The following is a 21594-nucleotide window of genomic DNA, read 5'->3' on the forward strand; positions in this document are numbered from 1 at the left end:
CTCCTCCGGAATGACGGTACGGAGTTGTGGGGGGACGGCGGCTGGGCGCACCCGGGAAAACCACACGTCGCGGGCGCGACCGGGACCGACGCGTGGAGCGTATGATCACTTCGCGTACACGTCAACGAGGCCATGCGACCTGCCTGTTGGCCGGGGCCGTACGGGCTCCGTGCGGGGACGGCGCTACACCGCGACGCCCGCGGCGGCCGGCCGCGCGGCCTCCGGGGCACGGCGGCGGGCGAGCAGCGGGCCGAGGGCCAGCAGCGCCAGGCCGGCCGCGGACCAGCCGGCGAGGACCGCGAGCGGGCCCGCGGCGCCGTTGCCGTCGAAGTAGGCGACGGAGCGGACCAGGGAGCCGCCCGCGCCCGGCGGCAGCCACTGGCCGAGCGTCCCCACCGGCTCGGGGAGGAGCTCGGGGGCCGAGGTGACGCCCGAGAACGGATTGCCGAGGAGCATCACCAGCAGGCTGCCGGCCCCCATCCCGGCCCGGCCGAGCACCGCGGCGAGGCCCGCGACCGCCCCGGCGCCCGCGAGGACCGTCAGGCCGAGCGCGCCGGCCTCCGCCCACCAGTCGCCGGCCAGGGCGCCGAGCCAGCTGTCCGCGAGCGCGGCGGCGACCAGTCCGATGGCCGCGGCCGCGCCCACCGCGGCGAGCACCCCGCGACCGCCCCGCAGCCCCAGCAGGGTGACCAGCCCGCCGACCAGGAGGCCGGCCAGCGCGAGCGGCAGGACGCTGGAGTTGAGGGCGGAGCCGCGGGGGTCCGCGGACGGCAGCGGGACCACGTCCCGGGTGGGCACCGGCCGCCCGGCCTTCTCTCCGACGGCCTCGGTGAGCACCTGCGCCACGCTGGGCCCGGCGGCGGTGGCCACCAGCAGCTCGGGCCCGCCGGGGGAGGCGACGACGGCGCCGTAGACCTCGCGCTCCTCGATCGCGGTACGGGCCGCGTCCGCGTCGGCGTACTCGTGCACCTCGAAGGCGCCCTCGCGCTCCGCCAGTTGCGCCTTGAGCGGCGCGGTGGCCTGCGCGGGTCCCGCGACGCCGAGGGGCAGGTCGCGCGGCGCGAGCCGGGCGTTGGGCCAGACGAACGCCCAGAGGGCGAGGGCCACGAGGGCGGGGACCAGGACGACGACCGCGAGCACGCTGCGGGTGGAGGACATCGGGGGCCTCGATCGTAAAGAGAAGGATCGTTCGTTTTACGATCCTCACTCTGCGCGGGACGGTCGCGACTTGTCAAGAAGGAACGTTCGTTTTAGTGTGGCGGCCATGGCTCGCGTATCCCAGGCCCATCTGGACGCCCGGCGCCGGCAGATCCTGGACGGCGCGCGGCGCTGCTTCACGCGCAACGGGTTCCATGCCACGTCCATGCAGGACGTCTTCCAGGAGACCGGGCTCTCCTCCGGCGCCGTCTACCGCTACTTCCGCGGCAAGAGCGACCTGATCACGGCCGTCGCCGAGGAGGCGTTCGAGCGGATGCGGCTGGCCTTCGAGTCCGCGAGCCACGAGGCCCCGCTGCGCCCCCTCGCCGACGTGATCGACGGGGTGCTCACCCAGGTGCTGGAAGAGCAGGCCCGCACCTCGGGAGTGGACCGGCCGGGCGCGTTCGCCGAACTGATCGTGCAGGTCTGGAGCGAGACCCTGCGGGACGAGGGGCTGGCCGCGACACTGAACGCGGGCTACGACCGGATGCGCGCCATGTGGGGCAAGGTCGTCCGCACTTACCAGGACGCCGGCCACCTGCGCGCCGACGTCCCGACCGACCACCTCGTACGCGCCCTCATGGCGCTCGTCCAGGGGTTCATCGTGCAGCAGGCCGTCTTCAAGGACGTCGAGGTCGAACTCCGCAGCGGCCTGCGCGCCCTGCTGTCGCCGCACGCCTGAGCGCGCGGCCGGTCAGCCGCAGAAGGCCGCGTCCAGGAGCGCGTCCACGGAGTCGTCGAGGTCGGCGCGGTGCTCGGGCGTGAGCGCGACGGTGACGTGGCGGCGCAGGTCCGGGGTGGTGAACGACCAGCTCTGGTAGGCCAGCGCGTCGCCGTCGTTGCCGTACACCGTGACTCCGCACGAGGTCTCCTTCCAGGCCAGCCCCAGCCCGTACGTCCGGTCCCCGAACGCGGGCGTGCGCATCTCCGCCAGCAGGTGGTCCGGCAGCAGCCGCCCGCCGAGCAGTGCGGCGAGGAAGCGGTCGAGATCGCCGGCCGTCGAGATCATCTCGCCGCTCGCGCCGAAGAGCGACGGGTTCATCTCCGTGAAGTCGGCGAGCTGAATCCCGCCGGCCCGCTCGACCGGGACGTAGCCGCGCATGTGCGCCCCGCGGATCCGCGGGTACGTCCCGGGGAGCGAGGTGGCGTGCAGCCGCAGCGGCCGGAGGATCCGCCGCCCGATCTCCTTAGCGTACGGGCGCCCAGTGGCCTCCTCGATGATCCGGCCGAGCAGGAGGTAGCCGGTGTTGGAGTACGCGTAGGCCGTGCCCGGCGGCGTGGAGGTCGGGGGATGGGCGACGGCGCGCCCGATCTGCTCCTCCGGGGTCCACGTCCGCGACCGGTAGTCGAGGAACGCCGGGTCCGGGGGCACGGTCAGGGTGCGCTTGTAGTCGTAGAGGCCGCTGGTGTGGCCCAGCAGGTGCCGCACGGTGATGCGGCGGCCGTCCGGGACGGCGCCCGGCAGCCAGTCCTCGACCGGGTCGTCCAGCCGCAGCCGCCCCTCGCCGGCGAGTTGCAGCACGACGGTGGCGACGAAGGTCTTCGTGATGCTGCCGATCCGGAACCGCCCGCGCGCCGGGACCGCCCGCGTCGTGTCCCGCTCGGCGACGCCGCTGGTGACCCGCCACACCCGGCGCCCGTCGCGCACCTCCGCGAGCCCGCCCACCGCACCCTCGGCCACCAGCCCGTCCAGCCGCTCCCGCAACTCCGCCGCCCCGGGCGGCTCGTCGCCGTCCCGCGGCGGGGCGGCGGCCGACCCGGCCGCCACCGCCAGCACCGTCGCCGCCGCCACCAGCACACCCCGTACCCGCTTCACCCGGTCCACCCGCGCTCTCGTCTCGCCCGTCCCGTACGCGACGAGCCTGCGGCAGGGGGCGGCAGGAGAGAATGGGGCCGGTCGGAGTCCCGCACCGGGGGTTGTCCCCACCCGGCGGCCGGCCGGGCCCGCCCGGAGGCGCGCGACCGTCCGGACCCGCGCCTTTCGGGCAGGACCCGGCCGCGGAGGGGCGGGAGACAACTGCCCGCTCCGCGGCCGGAGTCGAGGACCGTCACATACGCGTTCGCGCCTGGTGCTTGAACGCCACGGTCAGACCCATGGCGAGCAGCCCAAGCAGGGCGGTGACACCACCGACGAAGCAGTTGGCCCAGATGGCGGCCGTCGGCGCGCCGTGGGTCACGGTGACCACCCAGGGGGAGATGACCAGCCAGGCGCCGAGGGGAATCGTCAACCATGCCAGGCCGGACGTCCGCTCCGGGGCGAGTGCCAGCCCGAGCCCGATCAGGGCGACGGCGATGCCGACGATCAGGTTGTTGATAGTGAGGTTGGTGTTCCCCGTGAAGTGCACGACCCAAGGCGAAATCGCGGCGAACAGGCCGGCCAGAAGGATCAGTCCTTCGAGGGCAATCACACCACCTCTGGCCGCCGTGCGATCGAGCCGGTCCCGCATCTCCACTACATCGGGGTGCGAGGTCATCTCAGTGGTGTGCTGCTGATTCGACATGGTTGCCGCCTCCTCTCCAGAGACAGAGTCGGATGCATCCCTTTTCGTACGATACGCCTGTTTGGGTGACTCTGCGTGGTGAGGGCTTCCGGCCCGGTCAGAGCGCCTGCGGGCCGCCTCGCCGGCGGACGATCTCGGCGATCCAGACGGGGGCGAACGGCGAGGTGCAGCCCGGCGAGGTCGGGTAGTCCTTCAGCACCCCCAGGCGCTCACCGACGGCCACGGCGCGTGCGCGGTGTGCGGGGTACTCGATGCCGATCTGCGCGAGACACGTGTTCATCGCCCACTGCAACCGGTCGGGGGCGTCCTTCAGCTCCGCCTCGATCACGTCGAGCAGCCCTGCCGGGTTGAGGCCCGCGGGGCTCTTCACCACGCGCTCGGCGGTCAGCGCCCAGCCGGCGGCCGCCACCACCGGATCGGGGTCGGCGAGCCAGGCCAGGCGCAGCTCCTCGGCGTGCGGGCTCTTCTTCACCGCGTAGTTCACGAGCCAGTCGTGCACCTTGGGCGTACGCGCCTCGCGCAGCATCGCGTCCAGCTCGTCCCGCTCGAACGCCTTCGGGCGGCAGACCAGCAGCGCCAGCAGCCGCGCCGCGGTGTCGCCGGTCCGCCACAGCTCGCGGGCGAGCGGCTGCTGCGTCTTCAGCCGCTTGGCGAGCGCGCGCAGCCTGCCGAGGTTGACGCCGTGGTCGTCGCCGTGCCTCTCGTTCACCGCGCGCGCCTTCGGGTCCTCCAGCTCGGCCAGCTCCGCCATTACCTCGGTCAGGGTCATCTCCGCCACCGCACCCTCCTGCCGGTCGGTGGGAGCCTAGACCCCGGCTGTGACAATCCCGCCTGCGGCGCGGCGCTCTGCGCCGGACGGCGCCCGGCCCGGGCTACGCGCGGCTCGCCGCCCGCAGCCCGTTCAGCGTGATCGTGCCCCGGTCGAGGCGCACGCTCGCCGTGTACCGGTACGCCGCCCGCACCTCCGGGTCCGTGAGGTCCAGCACCCCGCCCGCGTCCGCCGTGAAGAGGAACTCCCAGCCCGCGCCCTGGTCCACGTACGCCGTGGTGACCCTGCCGCGCGCCACCAGGGCGTAGCGGGAGCCGGGGCGGGAGAGGTCCACGGTGCCGTCGAGGTTGTCCAGCGGCTCCTGGCCGACGGTGATCAGCCTGCCGTCGACGCGCAGGTCCCAGCCGGCCCGCCGCAACCCGTTGTGATGGCGGAAGAGCAGATAGTTGTCCGCGTCCTTGGCGAGGCCGACGAAGACGGTGTCCTGGCCGCCCGTCCCCGCGAACGTGCCGGTCTCCAGCACCAGCGCGAAGGTGTCCGTGCGCGGCGCGGTGCCGGAGAGGAAGAGCAGGTGCGTCGGCGCCTGCGTGGTCACGGTCAGCCTGCCGTCGTCCGCGGTGGCGGTGCCCTGGTGCGACCCGCGCGGTACGGGCAGCACGGTGAAGCCGTCGAGGCCGGTGTCGAACCGCTCGTCCAGTTCGGCCACGGGGTACGCCCCGGGGCCGGGCGGCGGCGGGAACAGGCCGACGTCCGCGAGGTGGTCGTCGAGCAGCGCGGTCAACTGGCGGAGCTTCGCGGGGTGGCGGCCCGCGAGGTCGTCGGTCTCACCGGGGTCGCGGCCGACGTGGTACAGCTCGGCGGCGCCGCCGCGGAGCCGGCGTACCAGCTTGAACTCGCCGTGGCGGACGGCCGCGTGCGGGTGGCGGTTCTGGTTGAAGTGCGGGTAGATCCAGAAGAGGGTGTCGCGGTGGAGCCGGCCGCGGCCGGTGAGCAGGGGGGCCAGGCTCGTGCCGTCGAAGCGCGCGGCGGGGGCGCGGCCGCCGGCGGCCAGGTCGAGAGCCGTCGGGAGCACGTCGATCGTGGAGACGGGCGTGTCGTCCGTGCGCCCCGGCGGCACCCGGCCGGGCCAGTACGCGACCAGCGGCACCCGGATCCCGCCCTCGTACAGCTCGCTCTTGCCGCCGCGCAGCGGCGCCGTCGCGTCCCGGTACGGACTGCCGTTGTCGGACGTGACGAGGATCAGCGTGCGCCCGGCGAGCCCGTGCTCGTCCAGCGCGGCGACGATGCGGCCGACCTGCTGGTCGACGCTCTCCAGCATCGCGGCCAGCGCGGGCCGGTTCGGCAGGTCGCCGGCGCCCGGCTTGGCCTCGTACTTGGCGAGCAGTCCGGGCTTCGCGGCCAGGGCGGTGTGCACGGCGTAGTTGGAGACGTGCAGGAAGAACGGCTCGTCGCGGTGGCGCGCGACGAAGTCGACGGCCTCGTCCGCGAGCCGGTCGGTGAGGTACTCGCCGGGGGTGCGGGCCGGCAGGTCGGGCATGAAGCGGTACGGGTGGAAGTAGTCGCCGTCCGCGATGTACAGCCGCTCGGAGGCGATGGCCTCGTCCAGCCCGTGCGCGTAGGGGTTGCCGGGCCGCTCGGTGTACTCGCCGCTGTAGGTCTCGGTGAGGTGCCACTTGCCGATCAGGGCGGTGGTGTAGCCGTACGGGCCGAGGAAGTCGGGGACGGTGGGCACGTCGGGGGAGAGGAACTTGTCACTCGCCGCGGGTGCCTCGCGGAGGAAGTCGGTGATGCCGGTACGGGCCGGGTACAGCCCGGTCATCAGCGCGGCGCGGGTCGGCGAGCAGATGGGCGCGGCGGAGTACGCGCGGGTGAAGCGCATCCCCTCGCGCGCCAGCCGGTCGATGTGCGGGGTCTCGTTGAAGGTGTTGCCGTACGCGCCGAACTCGCGCCAGCCGAGGTCGTCGACCGACACGACGATGATGTTGGGCGGCGGCGGGCCCGCGGCGGTGGCGCTCCGGGCGAGTGCGGGGGCGGCGACGGCCGTGAGGCCGACGGCTGAGGCACCGCGCAGGACGCCGCGGCGCGAGGGGCGGCGGAACGTCGTCGGGGGCATACGGCTCAGCGTCCGGGGGCCCGCGAGCGGGCGTCAACACCCGGGTGAATTAGTCCGGGACGGACGCGCGGAGCGCCGCGCGGGCAGGGGAGCTGGCCGGGCGGAGAGCGGCCGGGGGCGAGCGGCGGGGGAGCGGGGCCGGGGCGCGGCCGGGCGCGGGTCAGTCCGCGGCGCGCAGCCGTACGTGGATGTGGCCGGCGTCCGGCGCCGCGGGCCCGCCGTCCGGTTCCGTGATCCCGGCGACGTCGAGCCCCGCGACCGCCGCCAGGGTCTCGAAGCCGTCCCGGGTGTACCAGTGCAGCACCCACGGGCGTTCGGTGATGCTGCTGCCCGAGGGGTGGTAGCGCTCGTAGCGCAGCAGCGTCGTCTGGGTGCGGGTGTGCTCGTCGCGGCTCTCCGCGACGACGCGGACCCGCAGTTCGGCGCCGTCGGGACCGGTGGCGGTGCGGGCCCGGCCGACGTCCGCCGCGGCGGTGGGCGCCGGCAGGTGCAGCGGGATCAGGGCGGTGCCGCCCCCGGCGAGATGGGTGCGGATGGCGCGCAGCGCGGCCAGCGCGGTGGCGTCGTCGGGCAGCAGGTTGAACGTCGGCCCGGCGAGGAAGACGGCGGCGTACCTGCGCGGCAGGTCCAGGGCCTCCATGCGCTGCTGGAACACCCTGACGGGCAGGCCCTCTTCCGCCGCGCGGCGGCGCAGCCGGTCCAGCATGTCCGCGGAGGAGTCGACGCCGTCCACGTCCAGACCGCGGCGGCGCAGCTCGAGCAGCGGCTCGCCGTCGCCGCAGCCCAGCTCCAGCGCGGGCGTACCGGCCTGCTCGATGAAGGCGGCGTACGGCTCGGGGTCCTGGGCCACGGACTTCAGCGGCCCGTACAGCTCCGCGACGATTCCGGTGTAGAAGTCTGCTGGATCCATGTTCGCCACCTTATGCGGGTGGCGGCGGGGGTGACAGTTCCCCGGGGAGGGAGGTCACCCGGGTTCCGCACCCGCGGCCGGCGCGGTGCGCTCCACCCCGTGGTGCCACGCCCGGACCCCGCGGCCGGCAGCCCACCCCGGGGCGAACCGGCGTGCCGCGCACGTCACTTGACGACGACGTACGCGCCCCGCGGCCGGCACCCGGTGACGGCCGCGAGGCGCTGCGACGTCATGCGTCCGCGGAGGTGACCGCCGGGCGGGCGGCCCGCCGGAAGTGCCAGACGATCGCCGCCGGGACGCCGGCGTGGGACACCGCCGCGGCCTCGGGGACCAGTTCGCGCAGGGACCACGGCCACGCCTCCCACGGCCCCGGGTCCGTCGCCGGAGCGGGGGCCGGTGTTGCCTCCGCGGCGGCCGGCACCCCCGGCTCCTCGCAGCCCAGCACGTCGAGCCCGGCCGCGAGCGCGGCGCGCACGTAGTCCCCGACCGCGTGCCGGTACGTCTCCACCCGGGCGGGGCCGCCGTCCGGCAGCCGTACCGCCGGGACCGACCCGAGCGCCACCCGTTCCGGGTGGACGTCCGAGGTCACCAGGTGCCCGCCCGGCCGCAGCACCCGCGCGAACTCCGCCAGCACCGGGCCCAGATCGGGGACGTGGGTCAGCGCGAGCGAGCAGACCACCACGTCCACGGCGCCGTCGGCGACGGGCAGCGCGTCCAGCCCGCCGAGGCGGAAGTCCCCCTCCGGCAGCCGCTTCCGGGCCCGCGCCAGCATCTCCGGGGAGCTGTCGACGCCGAGGGTGCGGTGGCCGCGCGCGGCCAGCAGGGCCGCCATCCGGCCGGTGCCGCAGGCGGCGTCCAGGGCGAGGCCCGGAGGCAGCGGGTCGAGGAACGCCCCGACCACCGGCTCGTCCAGGTCGAACGCCGTGTTGGGCCCGTCGTACGTCTCCGACCAGATCCGGTACCCCTCGACCGTGGACACCCGGGCGACGTCCACGCCCGCGCCCGCCAGCGCCTCGTCGCCGAGCAGCCGCCGGATCCCGCCGAGCCGCGCGGCGACGAACGCCCGGTCGTACTCCCCGGTGAACGAACGCACCAGGGCGATGCCCTCCATGCCGACCGCGTAGGCCAGCGGATCCTCATGCCGCACGGCTGCGACCGTAGTGACGCGCGCGGCGCCCGCGCCACCCGATTTCGCGGCGCTCGGCCGCGTCCGGCACCCGGCGGCGTGCGCCCCCGGAGCGGCGCGCGTCGGGCCATCCAGGTGAGCGGCCGGCAGCCCGCGCCCACCGGCCGAAGTCCCCGGCGGCCGGGCCCGGGTGCCCCCGCCGGCGTACTCGAAAATCTGTGAATGCGACATGCGACCGAGCTGCCATATCAAATACCCCGCTGAGTTCGATTTGCCGAAGCCGCGCTTCGCTGCCGCCACCGGGCCTGGTCGGTGTCATCCTGGTATGGCTACCTTTGGCGGATTTCATGCGGAGGGGTCCCATGGGCAGGGCAGACACCACCGGGCACGTACGCGAACGAGCGGCGGACGCCCCCGACCTCTTCGCGGAGCTGCGGGAACGGGAGTTCGGATACCTCGACGAAGGCGGGCACACCTATCTCGACCACACCGGCGCCGGACTCCCGCCGCGCTCCCTCGTCGCGGAGAGCGCCCGGCGCATCACCGGCGGGCTGTTCGGCAACCCGCACTCCGAGAGCCCCGCCTCCCGGGCCTCGGGGGACCGGCTCGCCGAGGCCCGCGAGGCGGTGCTGCGGTACTTCAACGCCGACCCCGCCGAGTACGCCGTGATCTTCACGCCCAACGCCACGGGCGCGCTGCGCCTGGTCGGCGAGGCGTATCCGCTCGGGCGCGGCAGCCGGCTCGTCCTCTCCCTCGACAACCACAACTCCGTCAACGGCCTGCGGGAGTACGCGCGGGCGCGCGGCGCGACCGTCGAGTACGTCCCGCTGCGCACGCCGGACCTGGGGATCGACGAGGACCGGATGCACGCCGCCCTGGCCGTACGCACCCGGCGCCCCGCCCTCGTGCGCCACGCTCCCCGGGGGCTGCTGGCCTATCCGGCGCAGAGCAACTTCACCGGCGTACAGCACTCCCTGGACTGGATCACCACCGCACAGGCCCACGGCTACGACGTCGTGCTCGACGCGGCCGCGTACGTCCCGACCAACGCCCTCGACCTCGGCCGCCATCACCCCGACTTCACCGTCGTGAGCTGGTACAAGCTCTTCGGCCACCCCACAGGACTCGGCGCCCTCATCGCCCGCAGGACCGCGCTCGCGAAGCTGCGCCGCCCGTGGTTCGCCGGCGGCACGATCTACGCCGTCAGCGCGCAGGCGCAGTGGCACGTCCTCGCCGACGACGAGGCCGCGTTCGAGGACGGGACCGTCAACTTCCTCGCCATACCGGACGTCACCGCCGGCCTCGCCTGGATCGAGTCCATCGGCATCGACCGCGTGCACGACCACGTCGACGCGCTGACGGCGCACCTCCTCGCCGGGCTGCGGACGCTGCGGCACGGCGACGGCTCGCCGCTGGTCCGGGTGTACGGCCCCGACCGGGCCGGCGCACCGCGCGGCGGCACGGTCGCGCTGAACGTCCTCGACGCCGCAGGGCGGGTCGTCGACGAGCGCGTCATCATCCGCGACAGCGGCGCGTACGGCATCTCCCTGCGCACCGGCTGCTTCTGCAACCCGGGAGCGGGCGAGGCGGCGTTCGGCCTGTCGCCGCGCCGGCTGCGCCGGGCGGCCCGCAGGCGGCTCGACTCGCTGGAGGACTACCTGAAGATGCTGCACCTGCCGTCGGCGGGCGCCGTGCGCGTGTCCCTGGGGGCGTCCTCGCAGCCTGCCGATGTCGAAACGTTTCTTTCGTTCGTGACGCAGACCTACCGGGACCGCGTCCCCGACGTGGCCGGCCTCGCGCCGCGGCTGGGCTGCTGACCCCGCGGGCCCCGGACCCCGGCCCGCGTCACCGTCCCTGCCGGCTCCGCTCGGCGCCGTCCCGGCACTTGCGCGCGACGACCCACCACGTCAGCGCCAGGAAGAGCACCGCGAAGCCGGCCAGGATCAGCCACCCGCGGGCGGCCGGGTGCCCGAACGATTCTCCGTACGAGGCCAGCAGCGGCCACCCCGCGGGGGACACCCCCGTACGCCACAGCGACTCCAGACCCACCCCGCTGCCCAGCGCCTCGAACGCCCACCGGTTGGTCATCGCCAGGCTGATCGCCTCGCCGCCCATCGTCATCCGCGGCACCGGCACGAACGCCCCGGAGAACAGCACCTGCGGGAAGCACAGCAGCGGCAGCATCAGCGTCGCCTGCCCCGGCTCCGCCACCGCCGCGGACGCGAGCAGCCCGAGCGCGAGGGCGGCGGCGGAGGCCAGCAGGCTGGAGGCGAAGAGCGAGGCGTACGTGTCCCAGCCGGCCGGCGGCAGCCGGTCCAGCGCGCGCAGGACGGCCAGCAGCAGCGCGTCGGCGAGGGCGAGCGCGGGGAGCATGGTGGTGAGCTTGGAGGCGACGTACGGGCCGATCCGCAGGCCGGCGAGCCATTCGCGGCGCAGCACGGCCAGTTCGGTGCAGATCTGCAGCAGGCCGTACGTCAGCCCGAAGAAGAAGGCGCCGAAGGCGATCCAGAACATGATCATCGCGGTCGACCCGGGGTCGGGGGACGCGGGGTCGAAGGCGCCGCCGCGGAAGAGCACCGCGAACATCGCCACGATCATGACGGGGGAGCCGACGAGGACGGCGACGGAGAGGCGGTTGTGGAGGAGGAGCGCGGTGCCGCGCCGGGTGAGCAGGGCCCACTGGCGCAGGGCGCCGACGCGGGCGGGTGTGGTGGCGGGGACGGCGGACGAGGGGGCGCGGGCGGGCGCGGCGGGGCCGGCGGGGGTGGTGGGATCGGCGGGCGTTGCGGGACCGGCCGTTGCCGCGGGGCCGGACCGGGCGGTGGGCTCGGCAGCGGTGGCGGTGGCGGTGGCGAGGCCGGTGGCCGCGACGGCACCGGCGGGTGCCACGGCCCCGGTCGGTGCCGCGTGTCCTGTAGGTACCGCGTGGCCGGCGCGTGCCGCCGGGCCGGAGGGCGCCCCGGGGCCCCAGCCGTCCCCCCGCTCCGGGACGTCGCCGGCGCCCGCCCCCGGCGCCCGTGCGCCGGCGGCCACCGCCCCGTACACCTCCTCCGCGGTGCGCACGCCGAACGTCTCGCAGAGCGCGCCCGGTTCACCCGCGTAGGCGACCTCGCCGTCGGCCGAGAGGAAGACCACCTGGTCGCCTCGCGGCAGATCGGCGAGCACGTGCGTGGTGAGCACGACCGTCGTGCCGTCGTCGGCCAGCCCGCGCAGGGTGTGCATCAGCTCCGCGCCGGTGGCCGGGTCGAGCCCGGACGTCGGCTCGTCGAGGAAGAGCACCCGGGGCCGGGTCAGCAGCTCCACCGCGATGCTCGCCCGCTTGCGTTCGCCGCCGCTCAGGGCCCGTACCGGCGTATCGCGCCGCGAGGTCAGCCCCAGGGTGGCCAGCACCCGGTCGACCGTCGCGGCGACGGCCGCGGCCGGGGTCCCCGGCGGCATCCGCAGCCCGGCCGCGTACACCAGCGTGCGGTGCAGCGGCAGCTCACGGTGGATGATGTCCTCCTGCGGCACGTACCCGAACTCCGGCCCGGGCGGCCCCGGCGGCGCCCCGTCGTGCCACACCTCGCCCTCGCTCGGCACGCTCAGCCCCGCGAGCGTCTGCAGCAGGACCGTCTTGCCGGCGCCGCTGCTCCCGGCGATCACGGTGAGGCTCCCGGGCGCGACGTCGAGCGACACCCCGCGCAGCACCCGGCCCGCCCCGCGCACGTCCCGGCTCACCCGCCGCGCCCGCAACCGCAGGCCGGCGGCCGGCGGAACGGACACACCGGCGGGACCGCCGGGGGAGGCACCCGGGCGCAGGGGCGGCGTCGACATGAGTGCAGCATGCCAAAGGTTCGGGGTGCCGGACCCCCGCGGCTCGCGCGCGGTACCAACGATCGGACGATCCGTCAGCCGCCGTCGTCGGGCCGCGAGGCCGCGTCCGGCCGCCAGTCCGGGGCGAGCAGCCCGAGGACCACCTCGTCCAGGAAGGTGCCCAGCACCCAGGCCGAGGAGCGCAGCACGCCCTCGCGGACGAAGCCGTTGCGCTCGGCGGCGCGGAGCATGGCGGCGTTGTCGGCCAGGGTCTCGATCTGCAGCCGGTGCAGGCCGCGTACGACGAAGCCGTAGTGGCAGAGCGCGGCGACGATGTCGGTGCCGTAGCCCTTGCCGCGCGCGTACGGCATGAGCCCGAGGCCGACGTGCGCGGAGCGGTGATGGGCGTCGATGCCCCACAGCGACGCCGTGCCGACCAGTTCCCCGCCCTCCAGCTCCACCACGGAGAACGGGACGGTCCCCTCTGCCTTGTCGTCCACCAGCAGCGGGTTGTCCTTGGACGCGGCCGCGATCGGCCGCCACGGTGTGGCCTGGGCCCGGGAGCCGGTGACGACGTCGTCGTAGAGGTCGGCCTGCAGAATCGGGATGTCGTCCGCGTGACGGGCCCTGAGCCCGACCTTCGTGCCTCGTAGCATCCCTGTTTCCTAACCGGCGGGACCCGCTGCCCGCAAACGCATTCCCCCGGCAAGCCGTGCCCGTTCGGGGGAAAGCGGACGCCGCGGCTTACGGGTGAATCACGGCGGCGGGCCCGGGCCGCGACGGCCATCCGCTCATCGGACGGCCCGGATAAGCCTGTTGTCATATCTCCCCTTCCGGCGGCCTGCATTCCGCGGCGCGGGGGAGAGGGCGGGAAACGCGTCAGGCGATGAGGAGGCGGAGGCCCAGTTCGGCCGCGTCGAGGGCGAGGAGGTCGCGGTTGCGCTCGTTCCAGCGGCCCGAGGCGAGGTCGTCGCGGAGGCCGCTCACCGCCCGCCGCTCCGCCGCCGGGCCCACCCTGGTCCACACCGACACCGCGCGGCGCACCTCGTCCTCCAGGTACGCCTCGGGCCGCCGCCAGTGCGCCTCGAAGAAGCCGTCCGCGCAGTCCCACGGGATGAGCACCGGCTCCGCGCGCCCGCCGATCGCGCGCGTCAGGTCGGCCAGCGACGGCCAGTCGGTGAGGAGTCCGGCGAACTCCGGCAGGTAGTCGCGGGTGAGCCAGAACCGCTCGCGCCTGCCCGGGTCGCAGGCGTCGTACGTGAACACCACCACCCGCCGCGCCACGCGCCGCATCTCCCGCAGCCCGGCCACCGGGTCGGGCCAGTGATGCACGGTGCTCACCGCCATGGCCGCGTCGAACGCCCCGTCCGGGAACGGCAGCCGCTCCGCACTGGCCGCCACGCACCGCGCCGCGCCCGCCGGCCGCTGGGCCCGCATGACGGCCGACGGCTCGACCGCGGTGACGTCGCGGCCGGGCGGCTCGTACGAACCGGTGCCGGCGCCGACGTTCAGCACCGTACGGGCGTCCCCGAGGGCGTCCCAGATCCGCGCGGCGATCCGCGGCTCGGTGCGCCGGGTCGCGGGATACGCGGCGCCGATGGCCTCGTACAACTGTGGTCCGAACACCCTGAGTTGCTCCTCCGACGTCGTCCTGATCCCCTTCGCCCGCGCCGCCAGCTCCGCGTCGATGGCCGTCACCATGGCGGCGGCGCGCTCGCGCTGCGCCAGCAGCAGGGCGCGCAGCCGGCGCAGGTGGGCGACCGCGTCGGTGGCCGGGTCGTCGACCAGCTCCGCGATCTCCCGCAGCCCGAACCCCAGCCGCCGGTACCCGAGCACCTCCCGCAGCCGCTCCACGTCGCCCGCCGCGTACGCCCGGTAGCCGGCCGCGGTCCGCGCGGAGGGGCGTACGAGGCCGATCTCGTCGTAGTGATGCAAGGTGCGCACGCTCACCCCGGCCAACTCGGCCACGCGCCCCACGGTCAGATGTTCCGCCACGCCCCCGACGATGCCCCCTCACGCCACGTGAGGGTCAAGCGGCCTTTCCCGGGCCCGTAGCGCCGCAGTACGTTGAGCCGCGACGCACCCCGGTCAACCCCGCGAGTTCCAGGCGGTCCCCATGGCAGACCACGCACCGGACGCGATCGACACGAGCCGCCCGCATTCGGCGCGCATCTGGAACCACCTGCTGGGCGGCGAGGACAACTACGAGGCCGACCGGGCCGCCGCGGCGGCGATCCTCGCGGTCTTCCCCGGGATGGCCGGCATCACGCGCCACTCCCGGCAGTTCACCGGCCGCGTGGTCGGCCACCTGGTGCGCGACGCGGGCATCCGCCAGTTCCTGGACGTCGGCAGCGGACTGCCCACCGCCGACAACACCCACGAGATCGCCCAGCGCACCGCGCCGGAGGCGCGGATCGTCTACGTCGACAACGACCCCCTGGTCCTGGCCCACGCCCGGGCCCTGCTCACCTCCAGCCCCGAGGGCCGGTGCCAGTACGTCGACGCGGACGCCCGCGATACCGACCGGATCCTCGAAGAGGCGGCGCGCACGCTGGACTTCACACGGCCGGTGGGGCTGATGCTGATGGGGATCCTCGGCCTGGTCGAGGAGTACGACGAGGCCCGGTCGCTCGTACGGCGCCTGCTGGCCGCCCTGCCCCCGGGCAGCCACCTGGCCCTCAACGACGGCACGACCACCGAACCGGCCTACGTCGAAGCCCTCCGCCGGCACAACCCGGGGGCGGCGGTCCCGTACACACCGCGCGCCCCGCACGAGATCGAGCGCTACTTCGAGGGCCTGCACCTCCTGCCCCCGGGCGTGGTCTCCTGCCCGCGGTGGCGGCCGGAGAGCACCGCGGAGGACCTGCCGGAGGTGGCCGTCTACGGCGGCGTAGCCCGTAAGCCGTGAGGTGCGCAGGGGCCGCGGTGGGGCGGCTTACGGCGAGCCGCCATGGGTTCTGCCGCCTCCCCTGCCGGCCTCGCTGCTGATCACCGCCCGCATCGCCCGGCGACTGCGCGCCGCACGACCCGCAAGCGCCCGCCCGGGCCGGGCCCGTTCCGGGCGGTGATCCACAGCGTTCCCGACTGGCGCGCCCCTCAGGCGGGGAAGGTGGCGCCCCAGGTGGCGGGGCCGACGATGCCGTCGACGGTGAGGCCCTTCTTCGCCTGGAAGTCCCGGCACGCGGCGTACGAGTTGGGGCCGTAGGCGCCGTCCGCGGTGAGGCTGTAGCCGTGCCGGGCGTTCATCTGGTTCTGCCACGTGGCCACGCTCGCGTGGCTGAAGGTCGGCGGCTGGCGGAAGTTGACGCCGGGGTGGGGCAGCGGGCCGCCGCCGGGGTTCGTCGCCCCGTTGAGCACGCCGTTCACGTACAGGTTCCCCGGGCAGCCGGTGCTCAGGTGGTCGCGGTGGCCGCAGATGGCACGGGCCGCACCACCCTGCGTGCGCAGCCGGTTGACGGCGTAGCGGAAGGCGTTGATGAGGCCGGTGGTGATGGTGTCGTAGTCCCCGGCGGTCCCGCCGACGAGACCGCAGACGGCGTACCAGTTCTGATTGCCGGGGTCGGTGCCGTTCGCGGCCGTCCGGCGGTTCTCACCGCGGCCCTGGAACACGTAGTCGTGCACGCAGACGAGGTGGCTGTACGCGATGTCCGCCCACCCGTTGCCGTCCATGTGGTGGTTCTGGATCCCGCGCACCTGGGCGGCGCAGTCCGCGTGGTTCGCGCGGGCGACGTGGACGGCGTCGACGTGATGGATGGTCACGCCGCCGTTCTGGGGCGTGATGTTGCTGTTGGTGTTCCGCGGAGCGCGTGCACCCCAGGCGGACCGGGAGACGAAGGTGGTCACTGTCCCCTCCGTCCGGACAGCGCGCAGTCGACGGTGGCGTTGAGCGGCTCGTCCTGCGCCCGCCGCAGCCCGCCGGACGCGTAGACCGCGCCGGGATGCCCGGGCCGGTTCACGATCGGCAACTCCCGCGGATCCGCGGCGAAGGCCGCACCGGAGCAGATCACGGGGGCGCCGGCCACGGCGACCGCGGCTATCCCCAGGAAGCCACGGCGGGATGGTCGTTGCGACATGTCGTCTCCAGACGGTCGTGGGGGTACGTCGGCTGACTCGCTCGCGCACCCCAGAGGTACAGCACACCGGTAGCGCCCCGGTTGCGCCGCCAGGGGGCCACGCAGCGGACGGTGCGCGGGTCCGGCCGTCCCGTCCTGCCGCTATCCGACCCGGGAACGTTGCGGCACGGTGGCCGGGTCGGCCGGGCGGCCGCGGGTGAGGTACTGCGGTACGGGGGTGCGGTTGTCGCCGGTGTCGCGGACGAGGCCGTAGCGGACGATGCCCGTCGCCGGGTCCGGCGCGGTGTGCAGGTCGCGCAGGATGGACGCGTGGTCCGTCGGCTGGACGAAGACGTTGTAGTCCTCCCCGGTCTCGTTCTGGTGGAGCGTGACCGCGCCGTCGAGCCAGAAGAACTCGCTCTGCCACATCTGCTGGGTGCCCTCGGGGAGCACGGTGGTGCCGATGTCGGGTGATTCCATCCAGGTCTCGCCGGCTCCGCCCGGCTTGACGTCGTCCATCCGCCGGCCGCCGCCGGAGGCCGCATGGAAGAGCCTGCCCTCCAGGCCCGTCCAGGTGGGCATGGTCAGGCTGCCGCCGCGTTCCGCGGTGACGATCTGCCAGCGGACCAGCACGTATCCCCTGCCGCGCAGGGTCGCGCTCTCCCCGCGGTGGGTGAGGGTGACGTCAGGTTCGACGGTGCTGGTCACGCCCCGTTCCGGCCGGTGGGGCAGGGAGCCGGGCGGCCGGCCGGGGTCGGGCGGGGAGTCGACGGCGTCGACCACGCTGCCGTACCGGGCGGCGGGAGCGGACGTCGGGCCCCCGGTGCCCGGTGGGGTGGCCGGCGGCGTGCTCGCCGAGGGCGTGCGTGTCGAGGGCCTGCTCGTCGCCGGCGGGCTCGCCGGCGGCGTACCGGCCCGCCCGGACGTGGGCGGGGCCGGGGAGGCGGTGGCCCGCGGCGCCGGGTCCGCCGGCCGCTCGTACACCAGGAGCGCCGTGCCACCCGCGGCGAGGGTCACCCCCGCCGTGGCCGCCGCCACGGGCTTGCCGAATGCCGCCAGCGCCTTGGCCGCCCAGCCGGCGCCCGCGGCTGCCGCGGTGGTCTTGCCACCCAGCGCCAGGGAGAGGGCGAACCCCGCCGGGATCGGCACCAGGGCCAGGCCCACCAGCAGCCGCTCCGCCGGCACGATCTCCTCGCGCGACACGGCGCACCGGGCGCAGCCGCGGATGTGCCGGGCCAGCCGCTTGCGCCAGACGGAACCGGGCCGGCCGTCCCAGCGGCCGAGCAGGGCGCGCAGGCCGTCGCAGCCGGCGTGCTTCGGGTCGTTCGACTCCTTCAGCACGCGGACGATGCCGCGCGCCCTCTCCAGCCGTTCCTTCATCCGCTGGACGCGTACGGCGGCGTGCGCCCGGCTGACGCCGAGCGCCGCGGCGAGGTCACCGCGGCTCAGTTCGCCGGCCACCTCCAGCCACCACAGGGAGAGCAACTGCCGGTCCTCGCCGTCCAGCCAGCGCGCCGCCTCGGCGACCTCGCGCCGCTGGCCCTCCAGTTGCAGCCGCAGCACGGTGGTCTCGGCGAAGTCCACGGTCCCGTCGGGGACGTCGGCCCTCGCGCGGGACTCGGCGGCCTGCCGCTCCCGGCGCCGTGCCCGGTCGCGTATCTGCCGCATCGCGATCGAGACGAGCCAGGAGCGGAAGCTGTCCGGGTCGCGGAGGGCGGGGAGCCGGTGCACGGCTCGGAGCATCGTCTCCTGTACGACGTCGTCGACGTCGGCATGGCCGTCGAGCGCCCGTCCGACGATGTTGTAGACCAACGGCAGCCAGCCGGCCACCAGCCGTTCCATCGCCTCGCGGTCCCCGGCCTGCGCCGCCGTGATGACCGCGCGCCAGTCCCGGGCGTCCACCGTCACTCCTCGCATCGCCGGACCCGCCGCTGCCGCGGCGAGGCTACTGAACGTAGAGCAGGGTGCCGAAGCCCAGCTCGTCGAAGCCGCCGCTGTTGCCGCCGTAGTCGCCGCCGCCGCCCTCGGGGAGTTGGCCTCGGCCGTCTCCCGCATGTTCGGGCAGTCCTGGCCCAGCCGGCCCGCGTAGTGGTGGTAGACCCGCTCCCAGACCGGGCGCACCTGGCCGCGGCCCCCGGTACCGGGGGCGGTCTGGTTCACGTTGTCGCAGTTGTCGTAGGTGGTGTACGGCACGTCGTGGCCGAGGTTGTACCGGGCCACGTACTCGCACGCCTTGCGGAACCTGTGGTCGTCCGCGGCGTAGAGGTCGACGCCCTGGCTGTACGCCATCTCGCACAGAGTGCCCATCAGGCCGATGCCCATGATGCTGTGCGCCTGGTCGCGACCGGTCTCCTGCCACTGGGCGAGACCGGCGTCGTCGTAGACGAAGGGGATCGCGTTCGCGAGCGCGCCGGTCCCCGCGCCGTTGTGGAAGTAGTCCACGGCCTCGTCGAACAGGGCCTGGTCGTCGCAGAGGATGCCGATGGCCATGATCGAGACCATGTTGCACAGGTCCCAGTTGGCCCAGTAGTGGGTATCGCAAGTGCCGTTGTGGCGGACCAGGAAGTCGCTGTTCAGCGGGTAGAAGACAGCTTTCGTCAGCTCCTGGAACCGGCGCAGGTCGAAGCCCTCGTAGTCGCGGATGAGCTCGCCGACGTTGGCGAACTGATACCCGTAGATGCCCGACGCCAGCCGCGACTCGGAGTAGGTGGGGTCGAGGGACTCCAGCGTCTGCGACCACGCGTTGCAGATGTCCCGCGCGGTGTCGCCGTGCGCGGTGTCGCCGGTGATCTTCCAGCGCAGCGCATTCTGATACGCCGCGTGGATGTCGTTGTAGAGGATCCAGTAGTTCTCGCCCTCGCCGCCGCCGCGGACGATCGTCTTCTGCGGGTTGGGGACCCTGCCCGGCGCGGAGTGGGAGTTGGCGGTGAGCCGGTCCCAGCCGGAGAGCCACGGCTGGTCGCCCGCGGCGACCTTCTCCGCTATCCGGTCGAACGCCTCCTGGGTGTGCAGCGCACCGGGGTGGGTGAAGGCTGCGGCCCCGGGAGCGGCGGCGGGTTCGCCGCTCCAGGCGGCGGCCGAGCTGCCCACCGCCCCTGCCGCCGCGACCCCTCCGGCGATCTGCAGGACGCTGCGGCGGCTCATGCGGGGTGCGTTGTGGTGGCCCATGTGCGGCTCCTGTGAGTGGGGGGAAGGGCGCGCCGAGCAGCGCACCTGTTACAGGTGACGCAGGGAACGGGCCCGCGATAACACTTTTCGCGCCCGCCGGCCCCGGACGGGGCGGTCCGGCGGAAACGGCGTACCGCCGGCCCTCAGCCCTCCCCAGGCCCCCACCGAAGGCGTCACCCAGGGCCGACGTGCCGCCGGGCGGCGCCGGTCGGCCCCGGGGGCGCAGCGGTGCGCGTCAGCGCTCCGCGACGGCGTCGGCCAGTAGCCGCTCGGCGGTGCGGACGAGCTCCGGGCGGGCGGCTGCGACGTCGCTCTGCTCGCCGGGGTCGGCGCGCAGGTCGTACAGCTCGACCGGTCCGTCCTCGGGGCGTACGCCCTTCCACCTGCCGAAGCGCACCGCCTCGTCGGCTCCGTCGGCCTCCCAGTACAGGTAGGGGTGGCGGGTCTGCCTGCGGCCGGTCAGCGCGGGCACGAACGACACGCCGTCCAGCCCTTCCGGTGCGGCGGCGCCGCCGACCTCGGCCAGCGTGGGGAGGTGGTCCCAGACGGCCACCGGGTCGTGCAGCACCGAGCCGGGCGCCGGGCCGCGCGCGGTGCGCAGCGCCGCCGGCAGCCGGACGATGAGCGGCACCCGGATCCCGCCTTCGTAGACGGTGAACTTGATACCGCGCAGCGGACCGTTGCTGTCGAAGAACTCCGGGTCGTGCGGCAGCGTGCTGCCCACGTGCCCCATGTTGTGTCCGGCGGCGTGCGGACCGTTGTCGCTGGTGACCAGGACCAGGGTGTCGTCCGCCAGGCCGAGTTCCGCGAGCCGGGCCAGCACCTTGCCGATCTCGCCGTCGGTGTACGTGATCTGGGCGGCGTGGTTGCGCTCGCCCTCCGGCCAGTCCTCGTGGGTATAGGGCGCGTCGTCGGGGATCTCGTTGGGGGCGTGCGGGGTGGTGTAGTTCAGGTGCAGGAAGAACGGCTCGTCCCGGCTGCGGTCGAGGAACTCCAGCGTCTCCCGGGTGAACAGGTCGGTGGTGTACGTGACGTCCGCGCCGTCGTTCTCCGGGTAGGACACGCGCTCGCCGTCGCGCCACAGGTACGTGGGCCAGTAGTCGTGCGCGTGGCGCTGGTCGATGTGGCCGAAGAAGGAGTCGAAGCCCTGGCTGTTCGGGTGGCTGGGGTTGCCGCCCGTCTCCGGGCCGAGGCCCCACTTGCCGACGAGTCCGGTGGTGTAGCCGGCGGAGCGCAGCACCTCGGCGACCGTGAGGTCCGTGGCCGCAAGCCCGGTGGCGGCGTCGGCGTTGGACTTCACCGACGCGTGGCCGGTGTGCAGCCCGGTCAGCAGCGACGCCCGGGTCGGCGCGCAGGAGGGATTCGCGTACGCGTCGGTGAACCGGATGCCCTCCGCGGCCAGTCCGTCCAGCACCGGGGTACGGATCCGGCGCTGGCCGTAGCAGCCCAGTTCGCCCCGGCCGAGGTCGTCGAGAACGATGAGCACGATGTTCGGCCGCCGGCCGCCGCCGTGCTGCCCGGTGCCGGCCACCGCTCGGCCGGGCACCGCGCCGGCCCCCGCCAGGGACAGGGCGGCGACACCGCCGAGGAAGCCGCGGCGGGAGAAGCCCGGCCGGGACGGAAAAGCTGAACCGTGTGTCATGCCCCGGAGGGGAACACGCAGTCGACCGCCGGGACCATGGATGACATGACCCTGCAATGAAACGTCCACGGTCGGCGCCACCCACCGGCGCGCCTCGGCACGGCTCACCGGCGCGTCAGGGCACGTCCCGCACCGGCACGGCCGGCTCGGGGCCCTCGTTCCCGAACATGGCGATCATGTTTCGGCCCGGCCACCGGCCTCGGCTTCCGTCCGGACACGTGATCCGATGTCCGCCGGGACCCCCGCCGCCCCGGCGACCGATTCGCCAGGGGTGACCCGCCGCGGCCGGCAGGCCGTTGCCCTCGCCGGCCCGTCCCTCCCGCT

General features: G+C 74.5%; 17 protein-coding genes. 3 read left to right on the plus strand and 14 right to left on the minus strand.

All coding sequences use genetic code 11. The annotated features are described in order from the left end of the window. Positions 1-183 precede the first annotated feature (183 nt). A complete protein-coding gene (locus DMB38_RS25435; protein WP_125937108.1) occupies positions 184-1158 on the minus strand; it encodes an ABC transporter permease in 975 nt (324 codons plus the stop codon). Between the two features lie 106 nt (positions 1159-1264). Between DMB38_RS25435 and DMB38_RS25440 the strand changes: the two genes are divergently transcribed. After that, entirely contained in the window at positions 1265-1879 is a 615-nt protein-coding gene (locus DMB38_RS25440) for a TetR/AcrR family transcriptional regulator (protein WP_125937109.1), read from the plus strand. Positions 1880-1891: 12 nt separating this feature from the next. On the opposite strand, the gene DMB38_RS25445 is transcribed toward DMB38_RS25440, so the two are convergent. From DMB38_RS25445 to DMB38_RS25470, 6 genes are all read right to left on the minus strand, one after another. Further along, on the minus strand, positions 1892-3022 hold the full coding sequence (locus DMB38_RS25445; protein WP_240662462.1) for a beta-lactamase family protein: 1131 nt from the start codon (positions 3020-3022) through the stop codon (positions 1892-1894). 223 nt (positions 3023-3245) lie between these two features. After that, positions 3246-3698 (minus strand): SPW repeat protein, encoded by a 453-nt coding sequence (locus DMB38_RS25450; protein WP_125937110.1) that lies wholly within the window; start codon positions 3696-3698, stop codon positions 3246-3248. Between the two features lie 97 nt (positions 3699-3795). Further along, positions 3796-4476 (minus strand): DNA alkylation repair protein, encoded by a 681-nt coding sequence (locus tag DMB38_RS25455; protein WP_125937111.1) that lies wholly within the window; start codon positions 4474-4476, stop codon positions 3796-3798. Positions 4477-4570: 94 nt separating this feature from the next. Then, on the minus strand, positions 4571-6580 hold the full coding sequence (locus DMB38_RS25460; protein ID WP_125937112.1) for a sulfatase: 2010 nt from the start codon (positions 6578-6580) through the stop codon (positions 4571-4573). Positions 6581-6740: 160 nt separating this feature from the next. Then, positions 6741-7490 (minus strand): class I SAM-dependent methyltransferase, encoded by a 750-nt coding sequence (locus DMB38_RS25465; RefSeq protein ID WP_125937113.1) that lies wholly within the window; start codon positions 7488-7490, stop codon positions 6741-6743. A gap of 229 nt (positions 7491-7719) precedes the next feature. Beyond that, a complete protein-coding gene (locus DMB38_RS25470; protein ID WP_125937114.1) occupies positions 7720-8637 on the minus strand; it encodes a class I SAM-dependent methyltransferase in 918 nt (305 codons plus the stop codon). A gap of 341 nt (positions 8638-8978) precedes the next feature. Between DMB38_RS25470 and DMB38_RS25475 the strand changes: the two genes are divergently transcribed. Then, positions 8979-10433: an aminotransferase class V-fold PLP-dependent enzyme gene (locus DMB38_RS25475; RefSeq protein ID WP_125937115.1), complete on the plus strand. Its 1455-nt coding sequence runs from the start codon at positions 8979-8981 to the stop codon at positions 10431-10433. Positions 10434-10461: 28 nt separating this feature from the next. Here the strand turns inward: DMB38_RS25475 and DMB38_RS25480 are convergent, their stop codons facing one another. From DMB38_RS25480 to DMB38_RS25490, 3 genes are all read right to left on the minus strand, one after another. Next, on the minus strand, positions 10462-12429 hold the full coding sequence (locus DMB38_RS25480; protein WP_240662463.1) for an ABC transporter ATP-binding protein: 1968 nt from the start codon (positions 12427-12429) through the stop codon (positions 10462-10464). Positions 12430-12503: 74 nt separating this feature from the next. After that, the gene (locus DMB38_RS25485; protein ID WP_125937116.1) at positions 12504-13064 is read right to left on the minus strand and encodes a GNAT family protein; all 561 of its coding nucleotides are present in this window, start codon (positions 13062-13064) and stop codon (positions 12504-12506) included. A gap of 223 nt (positions 13065-13287) precedes the next feature. Continuing rightward, the gene (locus DMB38_RS25490; RefSeq protein WP_125939268.1) at positions 13288-14376 is read right to left on the minus strand and encodes a MerR family transcriptional regulator; all 1089 of its coding nucleotides are present in this window, start codon (positions 14374-14376) and stop codon (positions 13288-13290) included. 148 nt (positions 14377-14524) lie between these two features. Here DMB38_RS25490 and DMB38_RS25495 point away from each other — a divergent pair, with 148 nt between their 5' ends. Next, complete coding sequence (locus tag DMB38_RS25495; RefSeq protein ID WP_125937117.1) at positions 14525-15316, plus strand: SAM-dependent methyltransferase; 792 nt, start codon at positions 14525-14527, stop codon at positions 15314-15316. Between the two features lie 188 nt (positions 15317-15504). Here DMB38_RS25495 and DMB38_RS25500 read toward each other — a convergent pair whose 3' ends face one another. From DMB38_RS25500 to DMB38_RS25520, 4 genes are all read right to left on the minus strand, one after another. After that, entirely contained in the window at positions 15505-16251 is a 747-nt protein-coding gene (locus tag DMB38_RS25500) for a peptidoglycan-binding domain-containing protein (protein ID WP_125937118.1), read from the minus strand. Further along, on the minus strand, positions 16248-16481 hold the full coding sequence (locus DMB38_RS25505; protein WP_240662464.1) for a hypothetical protein: 234 nt from the start codon (positions 16479-16481) through the stop codon (positions 16248-16250). The genes DMB38_RS25500 and DMB38_RS25505 overlap by 4 nt, the downstream gene beginning before the upstream one ends. A 141-nt stretch (positions 16482-16622) precedes the next feature. Further along, a complete protein-coding gene (locus tag DMB38_RS37700) occupies positions 16623-19628 on the minus strand; it encodes a sigma-70 family RNA polymerase sigma factor (RefSeq protein ID WP_346429519.1) in 3006 nt (1001 codons plus the stop codon). A 235-nt stretch (positions 19629-19863) separates the two neighbouring features. Further along, a complete protein-coding gene (locus tag DMB38_RS25520; protein WP_125937120.1) occupies positions 19864-21270 on the minus strand; it encodes an arylsulfatase in 1407 nt (468 codons plus the stop codon). Positions 21271-21594 lie beyond the last annotated feature (324 nt).

It is taken from the genome of Streptomyces sp. WAC 06738 (assembly GCF_003945505.1).
Taxonomy (GTDB): domain Bacteria; phylum Actinomycetota; class Actinomycetes; order Streptomycetales; family Streptomycetaceae; genus Streptomyces.